Source organism: Streptomyces sp. NPDC001927, from assembly GCF_053594455.1.
On the sequence record NZ_JBSFEN010000005.1, the window covers coordinates 574,626 to 593,629 of the forward strand.

The 19,004-nt window shown below is 73.3% G+C and carries 18 protein-coding genes; 10 read left to right on the forward strand and 8 right to left on the reverse strand.

Annotated features, from left to right (window positions below; genetic code table 11):
- Positions 1 to 195: 195 nt before the first annotated feature.
- Positions 196 to 801, forward strand: coding sequence for a MarC family protein (locus ACWCO8_RS16560; protein WP_362011212.1), 606 nt, complete (start codon positions 196 to 198; stop codon positions 799 to 801).
- Positions 802 to 887: 86 nt separating this feature from the next.
- Here ACWCO8_RS16560 and ACWCO8_RS16565 read toward each other — a convergent pair whose 3' ends face one another.
- Positions 888 to 1,040 (reverse strand): hypothetical protein, encoded by a 153-nt coding sequence (locus ACWCO8_RS16565; RefSeq protein WP_362011214.1) that lies wholly within the window; start codon positions 1,038 to 1,040, stop codon positions 888 to 890.
- A gap of 186 nt (positions 1,041 to 1,226) precedes the next feature.
- Here ACWCO8_RS16565 and ACWCO8_RS16570 point away from each other — a divergent pair, with 186 nt between their 5' ends.
- A complete protein-coding gene (locus ACWCO8_RS16570) occupies positions 1,227 to 2,153 on the forward strand; it encodes an NYN domain-containing protein (RefSeq protein WP_362011216.1) in 927 nt (308 codons plus the stop codon).
- A 4-nt stretch (positions 2,154 to 2,157) separates the two neighbouring features.
- On the opposite strand, the gene ACWCO8_RS16575 is transcribed toward ACWCO8_RS16570, so the two are convergent.
- A complete protein-coding gene (locus ACWCO8_RS16575; protein ID WP_362011219.1) occupies positions 2,158 to 3,024 on the reverse strand; it encodes an alpha/beta fold hydrolase in 867 nt (288 codons plus the stop codon).
- A 102-nt stretch (positions 3,025 to 3,126) separates the two neighbouring features.
- Positions 3,127 to 5,244, reverse strand: a complete 2,118-nt coding sequence (locus ACWCO8_RS16580; protein WP_451032773.1) for a DEAD/DEAH box helicase — start codon at positions 5,242 to 5,244, stop codon at positions 3,127 to 3,129.
- A 488-nt stretch (positions 5,245 to 5,732) separates the two neighbouring features.
- Here ACWCO8_RS16580 and ACWCO8_RS16585 point away from each other — a divergent pair, with 488 nt between their 5' ends.
- Entirely contained in the window at positions 5,733 to 6,479 is a 747-nt protein-coding gene (locus ACWCO8_RS16585; protein ID WP_362011224.1) for a ferritin-like fold-containing protein, read from the forward strand.
- 62 nt (positions 6,480 to 6,541) lie between these two features.
- Here ACWCO8_RS16585 and ACWCO8_RS16590 read toward each other — a convergent pair whose 3' ends face one another.
- From ACWCO8_RS16590 to ACWCO8_RS16605, 4 genes are all read right to left on the reverse strand, one after another.
- Positions 6,542 to 6,811: a hypothetical protein gene (locus ACWCO8_RS16590; protein WP_362011227.1), complete on the reverse strand. Its 270-nt coding sequence runs from the start codon at positions 6,809 to 6,811 to the stop codon at positions 6,542 to 6,544.
- A gap of 200 nt (positions 6,812 to 7,011) precedes the next feature.
- A complete protein-coding gene (locus tag ACWCO8_RS16595; RefSeq protein ID WP_260229006.1) occupies positions 7,012 to 7,239 on the reverse strand; it encodes a DUF3107 domain-containing protein in 228 nt (75 codons plus the stop codon).
- A gap of 127 nt (positions 7,240 to 7,366) precedes the next feature.
- Positions 7,367 to 8,026, reverse strand: coding sequence for a TetR/AcrR family transcriptional regulator (locus ACWCO8_RS16600; RefSeq protein ID WP_362011229.1), 660 nt, complete (start codon positions 8,024 to 8,026; stop codon positions 7,367 to 7,369).
- Positions 8,027 to 8,173: 147 nt separating this feature from the next.
- Complete coding sequence (locus ACWCO8_RS16605) at positions 8,174 to 8,389, reverse strand: hypothetical protein (protein ID WP_362011232.1); 216 nt, start codon at positions 8,387 to 8,389, stop codon at positions 8,174 to 8,176.
- Positions 8,390 to 8,523: 134 nt separating this feature from the next.
- On the opposite strand from ACWCO8_RS16605, the gene ACWCO8_RS16610 reads away from it, so the two are divergent.
- From ACWCO8_RS16610 to moeZ, 7 genes are all read left to right on the forward strand, one after another.
- Positions 8,524 to 9,519, forward strand: a complete 996-nt coding sequence (locus tag ACWCO8_RS16610; protein WP_451032774.1) for an alpha/beta fold hydrolase — start codon at positions 8,524 to 8,526, stop codon at positions 9,517 to 9,519.
- Between the two features lie 8 nt (positions 9,520 to 9,527).
- A complete protein-coding gene (locus ACWCO8_RS16615) occupies positions 9,528 to 10,934 on the forward strand; it encodes a DUF3152 domain-containing protein (protein ID WP_451032775.1) in 1,407 nt (468 codons plus the stop codon).
- A 350-nt stretch (positions 10,935 to 11,284) separates the two neighbouring features.
- Positions 11,285 to 12,910, forward strand: a complete 1,626-nt coding sequence (locus tag ACWCO8_RS16620; RefSeq protein ID WP_451032776.1) for a DUF3492 domain-containing protein — start codon at positions 11,285 to 11,287, stop codon at positions 12,908 to 12,910.
- Between the two features lie 13 nt (positions 12,911 to 12,923).
- Positions 12,924 to 14,312, forward strand: coding sequence for a hypothetical protein (locus tag ACWCO8_RS16625; RefSeq protein ID WP_451032777.1), 1,389 nt, complete (start codon positions 12,924 to 12,926; stop codon positions 14,310 to 14,312).
- A gap of 141 nt (positions 14,313 to 14,453) precedes the next feature.
- Entirely contained in the window at positions 14,454 to 15,413 is a 960-nt protein-coding gene (locus tag ACWCO8_RS16630) for an NAD-dependent epimerase/dehydratase family protein (RefSeq protein ID WP_451032778.1), read from the forward strand.
- Entirely contained in the window at positions 15,401 to 16,156 is a 756-nt protein-coding gene (locus tag ACWCO8_RS16635; protein ID WP_362011244.1) for a spherulation-specific family 4 protein, read from the forward strand. The genes ACWCO8_RS16630 and ACWCO8_RS16635 overlap by 13 nt, the downstream gene beginning before the upstream one ends.
- 63 nt (positions 16,157 to 16,219) lie before the next feature.
- The gene (moeZ, locus tag ACWCO8_RS16640) at positions 16,220 to 17,398 is read left to right on the forward strand and encodes an adenylyltransferase/sulfurtransferase MoeZ (RefSeq protein WP_451032779.1); all 1,179 of its coding nucleotides are present in this window, start codon (positions 16,220 to 16,222) and stop codon (positions 17,396 to 17,398) included.
- A 60-nt stretch (positions 17,399 to 17,458) separates the two neighbouring features.
- Here the strand turns inward: moeZ and ACWCO8_RS16645 are convergent, their stop codons facing one another.
- A complete protein-coding gene (locus tag ACWCO8_RS16645) occupies positions 17,459 to 18,979 on the reverse strand; it encodes an alpha/beta hydrolase (protein ID WP_451032780.1) in 1,521 nt (506 codons plus the stop codon).
- Between the last annotated feature and the right edge of the window lie 25 nt (positions 18,980 to 19,004).

Sequence of the window (19,004 nt, forward strand, 5' to 3'; positions counted from 1 at the left end):
GAGCCCGCGCCCTTCCCGTCGGCCTCCCGGCGGGGAATCACTCCTGAGCCCCTACGGGTCCCGGGCCCGCCCCTCGCGGTCCGGCGCCCCCGGGCCTCCCACCTGTCACCCGCCACCGCGCTGTCGCCCGGCGGAGCCGTGGCGCGGGCGCACGCCCACCCACACCCTCGTACACCCCTCATCGCAAGGCACACCGTGTTCGACGTCGCCGTATTCGGCTCGCTGTTTCTGACCCTCTTCGTGATCATGGATCCGCCCGGGATCACCCCGATCTTCCTCGCCCTCACCTCCGGCCGGGCCGCCAAGGTGCAGCGGCGGATGGCCTGGCAGGCCGTCGCCGTCGCCTTCGGCGTCATCACCGTCTTCGGCATCCTGGGCCAGCAGATCCTGGCGTATCTGCACGTCTCCGTACCCGCCCTGATGATCGCCGGCGGTCTGCTGCTCCTGCTCATCGCGCTCGACCTGCTCACCGGCAAGACCGACGAGCCCAAGCAGACCAAGGACGTCAACGTCGCCCTCGTGCCGCTCGGCATGCCGCTGCTCGCCGGGCCCGGTGCGATCGTCTCCGTCATCCTCGCCGTGCAGCACGCCGACGGCGCCGCCGCGCAGGTCTCCGTCTGGGCCGCGATCGTGGCCATGCACGTCGTGCTCTGGGTGACCATGCGCTACTCGCTGGTGATCATCCGCGTCATCAAGGACGGCGGTGTCGTGCTCGTGACCCGGCTCGCGGGCATGATGCTGTCGGCCATCGCCGTGCAGCAGATCATCAACGGCGTCATGCAGATCGTCCAGGGCGCCTAGGGGTCCCGCACAGCACTGCGCCCCCGTACGGATTCCGGTCGTCGGAGTCCATGCGGGGGCGCGGTGCGTTCGGAGCGGGTGCCGCGTTACGAGGCCGTGCTGTCTGCCGGGCGGATCCAGATGCGCTGGCCGATCTGAGCGGCCTGCTGCACGATCCGGTTGACGGAGGCGGCGTCCACGACGGTCCGGTCGACGGGCGTGCCGTCGATGTCGTCGAGTCGCAGGATTTCGAAGCGCATGGGCTTCTCCCTTCGTCTGGAGTTGATCCTCCTGCTGGAGAACTGTGGTGCTGGTGCGGTGTTACACAGGGTCCAACGAGATGCATCCTGCAAACATTCCCTACGCTAAGGAAATTTTTCGGATGGCTAACTACTAACGTGGGTGGTGGTGGCGTGAGCCGTCGGCCGGGCGGAGAATGAGGGCCGATGAACGACGCAGAGACACCCCTCACGCCGCCCCAGGACCCCTTCGTCGACCTGGGCGACCGCCTGGAGCGCACCAATGAGCTCCTCCGGCGGATGCTCGCCGAAGTGGCGAAGACCCCGTCGACCCATGCCATCTTCGTCGACGCGGGTTACGTCTATGCTGCGGCCGGGTTGCTGGTCGCGGGCACCGAGGACCGCCGCTCCTTCGACCTCGACGCCGAAGGGCTCATCGAGGCCTTCATCGACAAGGCCCGCACGATCTTCGCCGACAGCCGGCTGCTGCGCGTCTACTGGTACGACGGCGCACGCCGCCGCATCCACACGCCCGAGCAGCAGTCCATCGCCGAACTCCCCGACGTCAAGGTCCGGCTCGGCAACCTCAACGCCAACAACCAGCAGAAGGGCGTCGACTCCCTCATCCGCTCCGACCTGGAGTCCCTCGCCCGCCACCGCGCCATCAGCGACGCCGCGCTCGTCGGCGGCGACGAGGACCTCGTCTCGGCCGTCGAGGCCGCCCAGGGCTACGGGGCCCGCGTCCACCTCTGGGGCATCGAGGCCGCCGACGGGCGCAACCAGGCCGAGCCGCTGCTCTGGGAGGTCGACAGCCGCCGCACCTTCGACCTCGACTTCTGGCGGCCCTACGTGACCCGACGGCCCGTCACGACGTACGAGAACGAGGGCGAGCCCCCGCCCTCCCGCGACGAGGTCCGCTTCGTCGGCGCCCAGATCGCCGCGATGTGGATCGCCGAACGCGGCAGCGACGCGCTGGCCGAGCTGCTGCCCGGACACCCGTACCTGCCGGGACCGGTCGACCAGGACCTCCTCATCGACGCCGAGCGGCTCCTCAGCCGCTCCCTGCGCGGCCACGCGGCCCTGCGCAGGGCGCTCCGCGACGGGTTCTGGCAGCACCTCCAGGCGCAGTTCTGAGCGCCTAGCGTTCGCGCGGGCCGTCCCAGAACGCCGCGAGGCGGGCCGCAAGCTCCTCCGGGTGCGAGACGTTGGGGGAGTGGCCCGCGCCCGCGACCACCGTGTGGTGCGCGCCCGTCCGGGCCGCCGCCTCGGCCAGGCCGTGCGTCGGCCAGACCATCTCGTCCGCGCCGTACGCGATGTGCACCGGCATCGGCAGCGCGGCAAGGCGTGCCGTACCGTCCGGGTCGCGCAGCAACAGCCGCCCGGCGCCCGCCAGTTGGGCGATCCGGGTGCGCATCCAGCGGCGCCGCAGGAACCGTACGATCTCCGGCGGGTCCGCGACCCCCGGCTCCTCGCCCCGGCTGTCCAGCCAGCGCGTCGCCAGCCAGACCCGCTCCTTCGGCAGCAGCGCCAGCGCGCCCCGCAGGGCCAGGACCCTGACCCGCTGCGGGCGGGCCACCCGGCCGGGTCCCGAGGAGAGCAGGGTCAGCGAGCGGAAGGCGCCCGGCGCGAGTTCGGCGGCGGCGCGGGCCACCAGACCTCCGAAGGAGTGGCCGAGCAGATGCACCGGACCGTCGCCGAGCACGGCCGCCTGCGCCACCACGTCCAGGGCGAGCGCCCGGCGGCGGTAGGCGTGCCGCCCGCGCGGCCCCGGGGTCTCGTGCTGGCCGCGCCCGTCGACGGCGAGGGCGCGGTAGCCGTGCGCCGCGAGCGGACCGAGCAGGGCGAGGAAGTCCTCCTTGCTGCCGGTGTAGCCGGGCAGCAGCAGCACCGTGCCCCGCCGCTCGCCCTCGGGCGCGGTGTCCAGGACGGCGAAGTCGCCGCGTGTCGTGCTCAGCCGGTAGGCACGGGTGCGCGGGGGCAGCGCCAGGGACCGGGGCTTGCTCATAGAGCGACTGTATCCGCTGTTCAGCGACGGCCGGAGGCCGGACAGCACCGTGGCCCGGCCCCTGGGGAGGGGCCGGGCCACGGGGAAGGTACGGACGGCGCGTCAGCTCTCGGGCTGCGCGGCCGCGGCCTTCTTCGTCGTGCGGCGGCGCGGAGCCTTGGGGGCCTCCTCGACGACACCGGCCTCCGCCGGAGCGGCGGCCGCCTTCTTCGTCGTACGACGACGCGGCGCGGTCTTCGGCTCCGAGGCGTCCGGCGCCTCGGCGGCGGCGACTGCCTTCTTCGTCGTCCGGCGGCGCGGGGCCTTGGGGGCCTCCTCGGCGACGGGCTCGACGACGGCCGGCGTCTCCACCGGCTCGGCGGCGACTGCCTTCTTCGTCGTACGACGACGGGGAGCCTTCTTCGGCTCCTCGACGACCTCGACGACCGGGGTGGCCTCGACGGTCTCCGCGACCTCAGGGGCCGCGACGGCCTTCTTGGTCGTACGGCGGCGGGGGGCCTTCTTCGGCTCCTCGACGACCGTCTCGGCGACCGGCTCCGCGACCGGGGTGACCGGCGCGGCGGCGGCGAGCGCCGCGGCCGCGGTCTCCACGGTCTGGAAGCCCACGGTGTCGGCCTGGGGCAGGATGCGCGCACGGCGGCGACGCGGGGCCTTCGGCGCCTCGGGGGCGGCCTGCGGGGCCCGGTCCACCGGCTTGGCCTGCTTGACCACAGGAGCGGCGGCGACGGCGACCGGAGCGGCCTCCGCGACCGGCGCGGCGGCGACGGCCGTCTCGGCGACGCGCGTGACCGGGGCCTCGGAGGCCCCGCCCGTGCGGGTACGGCGACGGCGGCGCGGGGTGCGCGGCTCCGCCGGCGCGTCCTCCGTCACCGGAGCGGCGACCGCTGCCGGAGCGGCGGCCACGGCCGTCTCGTCCGACGCGGAGCCACCGCGCGTACGCCGACGCTGGCGCGGGGTGCGCGTACGCTCCGGACGCTCCTCGGCCGCCGGGGCGGCCTGCTTGCGGCCACCACGGCCACCACGGCCGCCGGGCTCGCCCAGGTCCTCGAGCTCCTCCGCGCCCAGACCGGCGCGGGTCCGCTCGGCGCGCGGCAGGACGCCCTTGGTGCCCGCCGGGATGTCGAGCTCCTCGTACAGGTGCGGGGAGCTGGAGTAGGTCTCGACCGGGTCGTGGAAGTCCAGGCCGAGCGCCTTGTTGATGAGCTGCCAGCGCGGGATGTCGTCCCAGTCGACCAGGGTGACGGCCGTGCCCTTGTTGCCCGCGCGGCCGGTGCGGCCCACGCGGTGGAGGAACGTCTTCTCGTCCTCGGGCGACTGGTAGTTGATGACGTGCGTGACGCCCTCGACGTCGATACCGCGCGCGGCGACGTCGGTGCAGACGAGCACGTCGACCTTGCCGTTGCGGAACGCGCGCAGAGCCTGCTCGCGGGCGCCCTGGCCCAGGTCGCCGTGGACCGCGCCGGACGCGAAGCCGCGCCGCTGGAGCTGCTCGGCGATGTCGGCCGCCGTGCGCTTCGTACGGCAGAAGATCATCGCGAGCCCGCGGCCGTTGGCCTGCAGGATGCGGGAGACCATCTCCGGCTTGTCCATCGAGTGCGCGCGGAAGACGTGCTGCTTGATGTTGGCGACGGTCACGCCCTCGCCGTCGGGCGAGGTGGCGCGGATGTGCGTCGGCTGCGACATGTAGCGGCGGGCGAGACCGATGACGGCGCCCGGCATGGTGGCCGAGAACAGCATGGTCTGACGCTTGGCCGGAAGCATGTTCATGATCTTCTCGACGTCGGGCAGGAAGCCCAGGTCGAGCATCTCGTCGGCCTCGTCGAGGACGAGGGCCTTGACGTGCGACAGGTCCAGCTTGCGCTGGCCGGCCAGGTCGAGCAGGCGGCCCGGGGTGCCGACGATGACGTCGACGCCCTTCTTGAGCGCCTCGACCTGGGGCTCGTACGCCCGGCCGCCGTAGATGGCGAGCACGCGGACGTTACGGACCTTGCCGGCGGTCAGCAGGTCGTTGGTGACCTGGGTGCACAGCTCGCGCGTGGGGACGACGACCAGGGCCTGCGGGGCGTCGGTCAGCTGCTCGGGCTTGGCCCGGCCGGCCTCGACGTCCGCGGGGACGGTGACGCGCTCCAGGAGCGGCAGACCGAAACCGAGGGTCTTGCCGGTGCCGGTCTTGGCCTGGCCGATGACGTCGGTGCCGGAGAGGGCGACCGGAAGGGTCATCTCCTGGATGGGAAAGGGGGTGACGATGCCGACGGCTTCGAGCGCCTCGGCCGTCTCGGGAAGGATTCCGAGCTCTCGGAAAGTCGTAGTCAGGGTGCTGCCTCTTCTGTGAGACGCGGCGTGAGGCGAACGCTGGGGGTCGTACCGTGCCGATTCGCTTCCGACCGGATCAAGGAAAGGATCACAGTCAGGTGGCGCGGGACCACTGCCGTCGCTCGAGCGTCGTGCCGCTTGAGGGACCCTCCCGCGGGTGCGCGGGGAGGGCTGTCGGGTCGGAGCCAGTCGGGCCACCGACCGGGCATCCTCATTCATGAGTCGGCCCACCGAGTACGTCCGAACGTGCGAAAGCTTGTCCGCATACTCAGCAGGCGCTTTACCACTGTACCCCGGATTCGCGCATGTGTGTTGGGAGAATTGGTGATGAGGGCGCGGTCACAGTGACTGACCAGGGCCTTGAGCGCCCCGGGGAGCGGGCTATTGTGCGCTTCATGGAGACGCCTGACAACGCCACGCCCGCCGAAGAGCCCCTCACCGGGATCGCCGCCCAGGACTGGGCCACCGCTTCCGCCGAGCCGCAGTACCGCGCCGCGGTCGTCGATCTGCTCGGCGCGCTCGCCTACGGAGAGCTGGCGGCGTTCGAGCGGCTCGCCGAGGACGCCAAGCTGGCGCCGACCCTCGCGGACAAGGCGGAGCTGGCGAAGATGGCCTCCGCCGAGTTCCACCACTTCGAGCGGCTGCGCGACCGGCTCGCCGCCGTCGACGCGGAGCCGACCGCCGCGATGGAGCCCTTCGCCAAGGCCCTGGACGACTTCCACCGCCAGACCGCGCCGTCGGACTGGCTGGAGGGCCTGGTCAAGGCCTACGTCGGCGACTCGATCGCCAGCGACTTCTACCGCGAGGTCGCGGCCCGCCTCGACTCGGACACGCGCGCGCTGGTGCTGTCCGTCCTCGACGACACGGGTCACGGGAACTTCGCCGTGGAGAAGGTGCGCGCCGCGATCGACGCCGACCCGCGGGTCGGCGGCCGGCTCGCGCTGTGGGCGCGCCGCCTGATGGGCGAGGCGCTCTCGCAGGCCCAGCGGGTCGTCGCCGAGCGCGACGCCCTCTCCACCATGCTCGTCGGCGGGGTCGACACGATGGCCGCGGGCTTCGACCTCGCGGAGGTCGGCCGCATGTTCTCGCGGATCACCGAGGCCCACACCAAGCGCATGGCCGCGCTGGGCCTGGCCGCGTAGGACTCGCGGAGGTGGGCCCGGGGTTCCGGGCCCGCTCACGGTCGTCGAGGGAGCGGCGCTGTTCACGCCGCCGCTGATCGGCGCAGCCGGCGGGAGGCCGGGCGGATCAGCAGCGAGAGCAGGACGGCCGCGACCGCCACGGCCCCGACGATCGTCGACAGGGCATGGCCGGGGCCGAGAGCGCCATGGGTCACCAGGGCGCCGAAGACGGCGCCGAGCGTGCCGGTCGTGAGGACGACCGCGCGCGCGGGGAGGCGGTCGGGCAGCCGGTGCACGGCGGCCCAGGCCAGGGCGAATCCGAGCAGTGCGGCGCCGAGAGCTTCCAGGAACACGGGATCACCTCGCGTGCGGTGCGGGGCGGGCATTGCGGTCGTAGCCGTCCTACCCGGGCCGACTCGCACGCAATCCTCCCCGCCCGCCTCACCTGCACCTTCGTTCAATCCCCAGGCGCCGGGGCCGGCCGGCACGCCACCCGGACGGACGAAGGGCCCGGCGGAACGAATCCGCCGGGCCCTTCCCCATGTCACACGACTCAGAGAGCGCCGAAGCCCACCCGGCGCACCGCCGGCTCGCCGATCTCCACGTACGCGATCTTCTCGGCCGGGATCAGGACCTTGCGGCCCTTCTCGTCCGTGAGGCTGAGCAGCTGCGCCTTGCCGGCCAGCGCGTCGGCCACGGCGCTTTCGACCTCTTCGGCGGACTGCCCGCTCTCCAGAACGATCTCCCGGGGTGCGTGCTGCACGCCGATCTTGACCTCCACGGCTATGTCCCTCCGAACGGTCAGCGTTGCGCGTCTCCCGCGCCGTACGCTGCACACATTAGCCCGGCGAGGGGACCCGCACGGCCTACCGGCGGAACGCCAGGAGCGAACACCGACGGAGCGGCTTTCAGTGACCCTCGGCGATCGGCTGACCGTCCGTCGGGTGCAGCGGGAAGCCCGCGATGCCGCGCCACGCCAGCGAGGTCAGCAGCGCGACGGCCTTGTCGCGGGGGATGGCGGACTCGCTGGAGAGCCAGTAGCGCGCCACGACCTGCGACACACCGCCCAGGCCCACCGCGAGCAGCATCGACTCGTCCTTGGAGAGGCCGGTGTCCTCGGCGATGACGTCGGAGATCGCCTCGGCGCACTGCAGGCTCACCCGGTCCACCCGCTCGCGCACGGCGGGCTCGTTGGTGAGGTCGGACTCGAAGACGAGCCGGAACGCGCCGCCCTCGTCCTCCACGTACGCGAAGTACGCGTCCATCGTGGCCTCGACGCGGAGCTTGTTGTCGCTGGTCGACGCCAGGGCGGTGCGGACGGCCTGGAGCAGCGCCTCGCAGTGCTGGTCGAGCAGGGCCAGATAGAGCTCCAGCTTCCCCGGGAAGTGCTGGTACAGGACCGGCTTGCTGACGCCCGCGCGCTCGGCGATGTCGTCCATCGCGGCGGAGTGGTACCCCTGCGCGACGAACACCTCCTGGGCCGCCCCGAGGAGCTGGTTCCGTCGGGCGCGGCGCGGCAGGCGCGTGCCCCGAGGGCGTGCTGCCTCTGTCTGCTCGATGGCTGTCACGCCGCCTCCCAAAAATCGATCCTTGCGCGCTGTGGTGTCGCGCCCGCCATCGTACTTTTGGGTAACCCGGCTGTGCGCGGTGCGGACGCAGAATTTCACGGACCGGACGCCCAGGGCGACAGGCGATTCAACGTTAAACCGAACAAATCAGCGGTAGTCGTCTTCGTCGAGGGCGATCACACGCGCCTGTTCGGAGGAGTCCGCCTCGTTCGCCGAGTCCCGTTCGAGATGAGTGTGGGGCTCGTCCTCGCGTTGCTGCAGTTCGGCGCGCTGCTCGGCCGCGTCGGCCTCAGGGATTTCCTCGTCGAGCACGACGTCCTCTTCCTCGGCGAATGTGTCCGGCTCCGTCGGGTCGGCAGTCATGCGGTTCCTTCCGGCATGCGGGGGCTCTCCGATGACCCTCACTACGAGCGTAGGAGCACACCCGGCGCGGCGCACCCGATCCTGTGACGCCACACACACGCGCCGCCGCGTGATCGTCTCGTAATATTGCGGCCATGTCGTCGACCGAGCTTCCGGAGACCCGGACCGCCGCCGCACCGCACACGCCGCGGACCCGCGCCGTACGCGTCGCCGACGGCGAGAAGTTGCGCTCCGTCGCGCTGCCCGGGCTCACGCTCACCGTGCGCGCCCGGCCCGGCGCCAGGCCGGGCCTCCCGCCCGCGCTGTACGTCCACGGCCTCGGCGGTTCCTCGCAGAACTGGACGGCCCTGATGCCGCTGCTCGCGGACCAGGTCGACGGCGAGGCCGTCGACCTGCCGGGCTTCGGCGACTCCCCGCCGCCCGACGACGGCAACTACTCCGTCACGGGACACGCCCGGGCGGTCATCCGTTTTCTCGACGCCCGCGGCCGCGGCCCGGTCCACCTCATCGGCAACTCGCTCGGCGGCGCCGTCTCCACCCGGGTCGCCGCCGTCCGCCCCGACCTGGTCCGCACGCTGACCCTGGTCTCCCCGGCCCTGCCCGAGCTGCGCGTCCAGCGCACCGCCTGGCCGACCGCGCTGTTCGCCCTGCCGGGCGTGTCCTCGCTCTTCGCGCGGCTCTCCCGGGACTGGACGCCGGAGCAGCGGGTCCGGGGCGTGCTCTCGCTCTGCTACGGAGACCCCGGCCGGGTCTCCGAGGAGGGCCTGCGGCACGCCGTGGAGGAGATGGAGCGCCGCCTGGAGCTCCCGTACTTCTGGGACGCCATGGCCCGCTCCTCGCGCGGCATCGTCGACGCCTATACGCTCGGCGGCCAGCACGGCCTCTGGCGGCAGGCGGAACGGGTGCTCGCGCCCACGCTGCTCGTCTACGGAGGACAGGACAAGCTCGTCTCGTACCGGATGGCGCGCAGGGCCGCCGCGGCGTTCCGCGGCTCGCGACTGCTGACCCTCCCGGACGCCGGCCACGTGGCCATGATGGAGTACCCCGAGACGGTCGCTCAGGCCGTGAAGGAATTGATCCAGGCCGACGCGGCCGACGCGGCCGGTGCAGACGACAGCGGCAGGAGCTGATCCGGGGCGTGGGACGACACAGTCGTAAGGGCTCCGCGCCCACTCCCCCCGCCGAACAGGCGCAGGGGCGGGCGGAGAAACCGGGGCCGGGGCAGGGGCGGGGAACCACCGGGGCGGGATCGGGGCGCCGCAGGCGCGCACCGGGCGCCGAGGGCGCGTACCCCCAGGCCCCGTACACCCCGGATCCGTACGCCCAGGATCCGTACGCACGCGGTGCGTACACCCAGCAGCAGACTGGGTACGCGCAGGGCACGGGCGCCGGTCTGTATGGCGGGCAGGCGCCGAGCGGGTACGGGCAGCAGCGGCCCGCGCCCGGCGGGCGGCCCGTCTGGGACACGCCGATGCACGGCACCCCCGTCTACACCGCCCCCGCCGAGACGGCCGTACGCGGCGGACACCCCGAGCACTCCGAGACTCCGGCCCACCCCCAGCGCTACGGCGACTGGCAGGGGCGCCGAGGGGACGCGCCGGCCGAGACCGCCGAGGTCCCCCCGCCCTTCATCCCCGGCCAGCGCCGGGAGAGCGTCGCGGACGACGCCGACGTCCCCGAGACGCTCCCGGAGGAGGCCCCGGCGAAGACCGGCGGCAAGGGCCGCGCGTTCACCGGCATCGCGGCCGCCGCCGTCACCACCGTCCTCGCCGTCGTCGTGGCAGGTCAGGTCGCCGACCGGGACTCCGGTGCGGCCGTCGCCCGCTCGGCCGAGGGGCCCACCGACCGGGCCGTCGACGACGGCGGCGCCTCGCGCTCCGACGACCGGCTCACCCCCTCCGCCGCCGCGCCGTCCGCCGCACCCGCGGCGCCCACCGCGCCGCCCACGTACGAGCAGTTGATGGCCGGTCAGTTCCCGATCGACCCCAAGCTCAAGGGCTCGGGCGACTTCGAGGCCGTGGCCGGCTTCGACAAGGCGCCGGGCCAGGGGCGCAAGATCCGCTACCGCGTCGACGTCGAGAAGGGGCTCGGGCTCGACGCCAAGCTCTTCGCGCAGGCCGTGCAGAAGACCCTCAACGACCCGCGGAGCTGGGCCGGCAAGGGCGCCATGACCTTCGAGCGGATCTCCAGCGGCGAGCCCGAGTTCGTGGTCACGCTCGCCAGCCCGGGCACCACCGGCACCTGGTGCGCCAAGTCCGGTCTGGACACCACCGTCGACAACGTCTCCTGCGACTCCGCGTCGACCTCCCGGGTCATGATCAACGCCTTCCGCTGGGCGCAGGGATCGGACACCTTCGGGGACAAGGCGATGCTCGCCTACCGCCAGATGCTCATCAACCACGAGGTCGGCCACCGGCTCGGGCACAGCCATGTCACCTGCCGCACGCCGGGGGCGCTGGCCCCCGTGATGCAGCAGCAGACCAAGTCGCTGGACATCGACGGCATCAAGTGCCGGCCCAATCCGTGGGTGCATCCCGGGAGTTGAGCCCGGGAGTCGATCCCAGGAGTTGATCCTGGGGTGGGGCATTTCCGCCGTGAACGGCGGCGCGGTCCTTTCGGGTAATTCCGCGTGCGGGAAATCCGGCCCGCGTATTTCGCGTATTCCGCGCGGCGATTTCGCGGACTTCGCCGTGGCCGCAGCCTGACGCAGCGTACGCGAAGCACCCCGTAGCGCGACGAAACGCGACCGGGGTGGGAAAGTTACGTGCATTCACCCCTTCCGGTGGCGCGACGGACAACCGTCCGTCGCGCCACCGGTTCATCCGCTTACGTTCATCCCGCTGCGAGTCGCCGGACCGAGGTGGCCGCCAGGGAAGCGAGATCGGGGGTGTACTCATGCGGATCGGACTACTTACGGAGGGTGGCTACCCGTACGCCACGGGTGAGTCCAGGCTCTGGTGCGACCGGCTCGTGCGCGGGCTCGCGCCGCACGAGTTCGACGTGTACGCCCTCAGCCGCAGCGCCCGCCAGGAGGAAGCCGGCTGGGTCGACCTGCCTCCGCAGGTCCGGCGCGTCCGCACGGCACCGCTCTGGGCCCCCGAGGACGACGGCCGCACCTACGGGCGGCGCGAACGGCGGCGCTTCGCCGAGCACTTCGGCGCGCTCGTGACCGGGGTGTGCGCCGAGGAGGACGCGACCGGCGCGGCCGCCACCTTCGCCGAGGGGCTCTACGGGCTCGCCGAACTCGCCGGCGAGCACGGCGGTCTCTACGCCGCCCTGCGCTCCGAACGCGCCGTCCGCACCCTGGAGTCCGCCTGCCGCACGCCCGGCGCACGCCGGGGCGTGGCCGCCGCGACCGTCCCCGACTACCTCGACGTCGTCGACCAGCTGGAGCGCGCGCTGCGCCCGCTGTCGCTCGACTGGTACGGCGAGGACGGGCTCGGCGCGGCCGACCTCTGCCACGCCGCCTCCGGCGGCTCCGCGGCGCTGCCCGGCCTGCTGGCCAAACGCTTCTTCGGCACACCCCTGCTGGTCACCGAGTACGGCGTACAGCTGCGCGCGCACTACCTCGCCACCGGCGAGGCGCCCCGCTCCGCGCCGGTGCGCGCGCTGCTCGCCGCCTTCCAGGGGCGGCTCGCGGGCGAGGTCTACCGGCAGGCCGCGCTCCTCACCCCCGGTAACACGCACGCCCGGCGCTGGCAGGAGAAGTGCGGCGCCGACCGCGCCAAGCTGCGCACGGTCTACCCCGGGATGGCCTCCGAGCGGTTCACCGAGGTCGGCGAGGACGAGGAGAGCGGCGACCCGGCGACGCTCGTCTGGGTCGGCCGCGTGGAGCCCGCCAAGGACCTCATCGCGCTGCTCCACGCCTTCGCCGACGTCCGCAGGGCCCAGCCCGACGTACGGCTCAGGATCATCGCCGCGCCGGTGCGCGAGCCGGGCGCGGACGCGTACGTCGCCCACTGCCGGGCGCTCGCGGCGCAGCTCTTCCCCGACGAGGCGCCGGGGGCGCACGCCGTCGGCGAGAACCCCGTCTCCTTCGAGGAGATCGGCGGGCCCGAGGCGCCGACGCTGGCCGAGGCGTACGCGGCGGGCGCGGTCGTCGTCCTCTCCAGCGTCGTGGAGGGCTTCCCGATCAGCCTGGTCGAGGCGATGTTCTGCGCGCGGGCGACGGTCTCCACGGACGTCGGCGCGGTCGTCGAGGTCATCGGCGGCACCGGGCTCGTCGTACCCCCGCGCAATCCGCGGGCGCTCGCGGACGCGTGCCTTGCGCTGTTGCGCGACCCCGAGCGCCGGTACCGGCTCGGCGCGGCGGCGCGGGCGCGCGCGCTCGAACTGTTCACCGTCGAGCAGAACCTCGCCGCCTTCCGCGGCATCTACCTCGAACTTCTCTCCCACGCGCCGGTGCGCCGCCGTGGAGCGGACGGCGTCCCCTTCGGCCACCCGGCGGAGGCGTACGTCCCCGGCATCTGGGCGGGCAAGGCCGTGAGCACCGCCGCCGGAGCGGGAGACCCCGATGCCTGAAGGAGGCACCCCCATGCGCGGCCCCGCCGCCCCGACGAGCCCCGGCCCCTGGGACTCCCACTCGGAGACCACGCTCGAGAAGACGGCCCTGACGGTGGCCGTGACCGTCTCCGTGACGACGGACGGGCAATCGGCCGCGCCGTCCGCGCCGGCGGCGGCGCCCGCGCCCTCTGCGCCCGTACCCGCGCCCTCCGCTCCCGTACCGGCCCCCTCCGCTCCCGTACCCGCGCCGGCCGTGCCCGTGGCCGATCTCGATCTGCGGGCGACCGACGCCCCCGAGCCGGAGGCGGAGCCCGAGCCGGCGGCCGACCCGGAGCCCGCGCCGCCGCGGCCCCCCGCAGCGGGGCCGATAGTGGGCGGCGGGCGGCGGGGGCCCGCCGACCCCGTCAAGGCGCTCATGCACCGGCACCGGGAGCTGTGCGAGCGGGCCGTCGACCCCCTGGAGATCGCGGCCGGGCTCGAAGCGCACGGCGTCACCGACCGGACCGCCGCCCGGTTCCGGCACCGGGACGTGTTCTCGCTCGCCGAAGAGCTGTACGCGCGCGTGCCGCGTGGCAACGGCAACGGGGCGCCCGCGCGCCCCGCGCACGAGGCGGAGGCGCACGCCGGGTGGGCCGGATGGACCCTGGCCGCCCTGGCACCCGGCGCCGTCGCCGCCCTCGCCGTCACCGGACTCGCCCTCACCGAAGGGCCCGTGCGCCTCGCCGTCGGCGTGGCCGGGGCCCTCGGCCTGGCCGCCGCACTCGCCGTCGCCGTCCGGCGCGGCCCCCTGCGCGCCGCCGGCCGCACCATCCCCGCCGCCCGCGTCTGGACCCTCTGGCTCCTCGCGTACGCGCTCGGCGGGGACGGTCTCCTCCACGCCACCCTCACCGGAGGCCCCGACGGGCCCTGGCCCGTCACCCCCGGACCCCTTCTCGGGCTCGCGCTCGCCGTCGTCCCCGCCGCCTGGTGCGCCCGGCTCTTCGCCGGCCGGGCCCGCCGCAGGCTCGTCGCCAGCCGCGGCCTGGAGGACTTCGCGGCGGGCACCCGCCCCCTGCTCCTCGCCGCCGTCGCGCTCCATCTGGCCGCCCTCGCGGGCCTGTTGAGCCTGACCGGCTTCGCATCCGGCGCGCTCGCCCTCGGCGCCCTGCTCCTGCTCGCCCGGCTGCTCGCCGTCCACGGCTTCCCGGAGACCGCCGCCGCCGGACTCGCCGCCGCCTGCGCGGGCGAGGCCCTCGCCCTCGCGAGCGTCCTCGCGGCCCGGGTCCCCGGCTGCGGGTTCCTCGCCGCCCCCGTCCGCGCCCTGACCGACACCTGGGGCCCCGGAGCCGTACCCACCCTCGTCTGCGGCGTCGCGGCGCTCGGCCTCCTCGCCCACGCCACCGCCTCCCTCTCCCGGGCCTCGGCCCACGCCAAGCCCTAAAGGCACACCCCCCTGAACCCGGCGCACCCGCGGAGCCGACGCCGCGGGCGTGCCCACCGCGCAGGACCCATTTCAAGGAGACGAAAGAGACATGACCTCCCTACCCCGAGCCACGGCCGGTCGGCACGAAGGGGCCGCACGATGAGGGTGCTGCTGCTCGGAGCCAACGGATTCCTCGGACGTTTCGTCGCCGACCGGCTGCTCGCCGACCCGGCCGTGCACCTCACCGCCCTCGGGCGGGGCGACGACGCCGACGTACGGTTCGACCTCGCCGGGGGCAGCCCCGGCGCGCTGACCCGCTTCCTGGACGCCGTCCACCCCGGAGTCGTCGTCAACTGCGCGGGCGCCACCCGCGGCGGCGCCCGCGACCTGACCCGGCACAACACCGTCGCCGTCGCCACCGTCTGCGAGGCCCTCCGGCGCAGCGGCTGCGGCGCCCGGCTCGTCCAGGTCGGCTGTGCCTCCGAGTACGGCCCCTCCCAGCCCGGCTCCTCCACCGCCGAGGACGCCGTGCCCCGCCCCGGCGGCCCGTACGGGGTCTCCAAGCTCGCCGCGACCGAGCTCGTCCTCGGCTCCGGGCTCGACGCCGTCGTCCTGCGGGTCTTCTCCCCGGTCGGCCCCGGCACTCCGGCCGGCTCCCCGCTCGGCCGGCTCGCCGAGGCCATGCGCCGCGCTATGCAGGCGGGCGACGGCGAGCTCAAGCTCAGCGGCCTCGGTGTCCAGCGCGACTTCGTCGACGTACGGGACGTCGCCCGCGCCGTCCACGCCGCCTCGCTCTCCGCCGCCCAGGGCGTCGTCAACATCGGCACCGGACGCGCCGTCAGGCTCCGCGACGCCGCCGCCGTCCTGGCCAGGGTCGCGGGCTACGCCGGGACCCTGCACGAGCTCGACGGGCCGCCGCAGCGACCGGTCATCGGCGCCCCGCGCACCGAGACCATCGCCGAACAGCTGGCCGCCGCGCCCTACCCGTACCCCGACGGCTGCGGCAGCTGGCAGCAGGCCGACGTGCGCACCGCACGCGACCGGCTCGGCTGGCGGCCCCGGATCAACCTCGAGGAATCCCTCGCCGACATCTGGATGGAGGCGGCATGCCGCATCTGACCGCGACCGAAGCCGCGGAAGCCGTACGGGAGATGGGATTCGGCGTCCCCGGCTACGCCCATCCGCTGCTCGCCCCCGTCGAATGGGCCGAGCTGAGCCGCCCCGGCACCCCGCTGCACTGGGCCGTGCTCAACGTGGCCGAGGGGCCGGGGGACCGGCCCGACCCGCACTGCCTGGAGGCGGCCGGCCGGCTCAAGAACGCGGGCGTGAAGGTGCTCGGGCACCTCGACCTCCGCCACGGTTCGCGCGACTTCGGCGAGATCGTCTCGGACGCCCACCGCTTCCTCGACTGGTACAAGGTCGAGGGCTTCTACCTGGACCGCTGTCCCGGCGACCGGGCCGACCTGCCCGAGGTGCGGCGCGTCGCGGCCACCCTGGAGGCGGTGCTCGACGGCGAGGCCCACCTCGTCCTCGGCCACGGCACCCACCCGTACCCCGGCTACGCCGAGACGGCCGACCAGCTGGTCACCTTCTGCGGGCCGTGGACGGACTACCGCTGGTCGCAGGTGGCCGAGTGGACCGCCGAGTACCCGCCGGAGAAGTTCGTCCACCTCGTCCACGGGGTGCCGCGCAGCCACCTCGAGGAGGCGATGCGGATCGCCCGCTGGCAGGGCGCGGGGACGATCTTCTTCACCGACCGGACCGGCCGGACGGACCACAACGGACGAATCAACGCATTCCAGACTCTGCCCGGCTACTGGGACGAAATCGTCTCGCGTCTTGGACCGGGTGTCTCGGAATGAGGAGGGCCGTGGCAGTGTTACGGGGAGAACAACCGTACTGACATACCGACCAACGGAGCCCCCGTGTCGCTGCCACCCCTGGTCGAGCCGGCTGCCGAGCTCACCGTAGACGAGGTCCGCAGGTACTCCCGCCACCTGATCATCCCGGATGTGGGGATGGACGGGCAGAAGCGGCTGAAGAACGCCAAGGTGCTCTGTGTGGGCGCCGGTGGCCTCGGTTCGCCGGCCCTGATGTACCTGGCCGCGGCCGGTGTGGGCACGCTCGGCATCGTGGAGTTCGACGAGGTCGACGAGTCGAACCTGCAGCGCCAGATCATCCACAGCCAGGCGGACATCGGCCGTTCCAAGGCCGAGTCCGCGAAGGACTCGGTCCTCGGCATCAACCCGTACGTGAACGTGATCCTCCACGAAGAGCGGCTCGAGGCCGAGAACGTGATGGACATCTTCAGCCAGTACGACCTGATCGTCGACGGCACGGACAACTTCGCCACGCGCTACCTCGTCAACGACGCGTGCGTGTTGCTGAACAAGCCGTACGTCTGGGGCTCGATCTACCGCTTCGACGGCCAGGCCTCCGTCTTCTGGTCCGAGTACGGCCCCTGCTACCGCTGCCTCTACCCGGAGCCCCCGCCGCCGGGCATGGTCCCCTCCTGCGCCGAGGGCGGCGTCCTGGGCGTGCTCTGCGCGTCCATCGGCTCCATCCAGGTGACCGAGGCGATCAAGGTCCTCGCCGGTGTCGGTGACCCGCTGGTCGGCCGGCTGATGATCTACGACGCCCTGGAGATGCAGTACCGCCAGGTGAAGGTCCGCAAGGACCCGAACTGCGCGGTCTGCGGCGAGAACCCGACCGTCACCGAGCTCATCGACTACGAGGCCTTCTGCGGCGTCGTGTCCGAGGAGGCCCAGGAGGCGGCGGCCGGCTCGACGATCACTCCCAAGCAGCTCAAGGAGTGGATCGACGACGGCGAGAACATCGACATCATCGACGTCCGCGAGATCAACGAGTACGAGATCGTCTCGATCCCCGGCGCGCGACTGATCCCGAAGGGCGAGTTCCTGATGGGCACCGCCCTCCAGGACCTGCCGCAGGACAAGCGGATCGTCCTGCACTGCAAGACGGGTGTCCGCAGTGCGGAAGTCCTCGCCGTGCTCAAGTCCGCGGGCTTCGCGGACGCGGTGCACGTCGGCGGCGGCGTGATCGGCTGGGTCCACCAGATCGAGCCCGAGAAGCCGGTCTATTAGAAGTACGCGTACGAGAAGGGCCCGGACCTGGGAGCAGGTCCGGGCCCTTCTCGTACGTTCTCAGGAGCAGCGCGTGCCGTAGGCCGGGACCTTGTCGTCCAGGAGGTACGCGTCGACCGTCCGCGTCACGCACGCCGACGTGCCGTACGCGCCGTGGCCCTCGCCCTCGTTGCTGACCAGGACACCCACGCCCGCGCCCAGCTCCTTCGCCATCCGCTCGGCGCCCTCGTACGGGGTCGCCGGGTCGCCGGTCGTGCCGACGACCAGGATCGGGCCCGCGCCGGGCGCGCTCGCCTGCGGGTCGGCCCGCAGCCCCTTCACCGGCCACTCGGCGCACCAGCCGGCCGTGTCCCAGGCCAGGAAGGCGCCGAAGACGGGCGACGCCTTCTGGAACTCCGGCAGCACGGCCTTGACCTGCGCGACCGTCGGACGCGCACTGGAGTCGGCGCAGGAGATCGCCCGCTGGGAGTGCGACTGGGTGCCGTAGTGGCCGGTCTCGTCGCGGTCGTTGTAGGCGTCCGCGAGGCGCAGCAGGCCGGAGCCGTCGCCGCTCTCGGCCTTGGTGAGGGCGGAGGTGAGCAGGGGCCAGCTGCTCTTGGAGTAGAGCGTGATCGCGATGCCGGTGAGCGCCAGGCCGTCGGTCAGCTTCCGGTCGCCGACCTTCAGCGGCTCCCGGTCCAGCCGCTCCAGGAGACGGACGATCCGGGCGCTGCCCTGGGCGGGCTGCTCGCCGGTGCTCTTGACGTAGTTGTCCAGGGCCCGCTGGAAGCCGATCGCCTGGTTGCGGGCGTGGCCGGTGGCGTCGGCCGTCGGGTCGACGACCGCGTCGAGGACGGTCCGGCCGACGTGGGTGGGGAAGAGGTGGGCGTAGGAGGCGCCGAGTTCGGTGCCGTAGGAGATGCCGAGGTAGTTCAGCTTCTTGTCGCCGAGGACGTGCCGGATGAGGTCCAGGTCGCGGGCGGTGTTCTCGGTGGTGGTGTGCGGGATGACCGTGCCCGAGCGGCGGGCGCACCCGGCGCCGAAGGCGGCGCCGTCGGCGAGGTACGCGGCCTCCTCGGCCGCCGTGTCCGGGGTGACGTCCGTACCGGCCTCGGCGGCGGCCAGCTCCTTGTCGTCGCGGCAGACCACGCCGGAGGAGCGGGAGACGCCGCGCGGGTCGAAGGAGACCAGGTCGTAGCGGCTGTTCAGGTTGGCGTACTCCTGGGCCGCGAGGGGGAGGTAGTCGACGCCGGAGGCGCCGGGGCCGCCGAAGTTGAAGAGCAGCGAGCCGATCCGGCGGTCCTTGTCGCGGGCCTCCTTGCGGATCAGCGCGATGGTGAGGGTCTCCCCGTCGGGCTTCGCGTGGTCGAGCGGGACCTTGACTCCGGCGCAGCGCCAGTCGCCGCCGGGCCGCTCACCGCCCTCGGGGGCGTCGCAGCGCTTCCACTCGGGGCGCTGCCCGGTGAGCGAGGCGGGGAGCGCGGGAGTGTTCGGCCCCTTGGCGTCCGTGGAGGTGGGGCCGCCGGAGGGCGCGGTGCCGGCGGGCGTCTCGGAGCTCGCGCAGCCGGCGATCAGCAGACCGGTGACGGCCAGGGCCGCCACCCGTGTCCCCAGGGGCCGTGTGGGC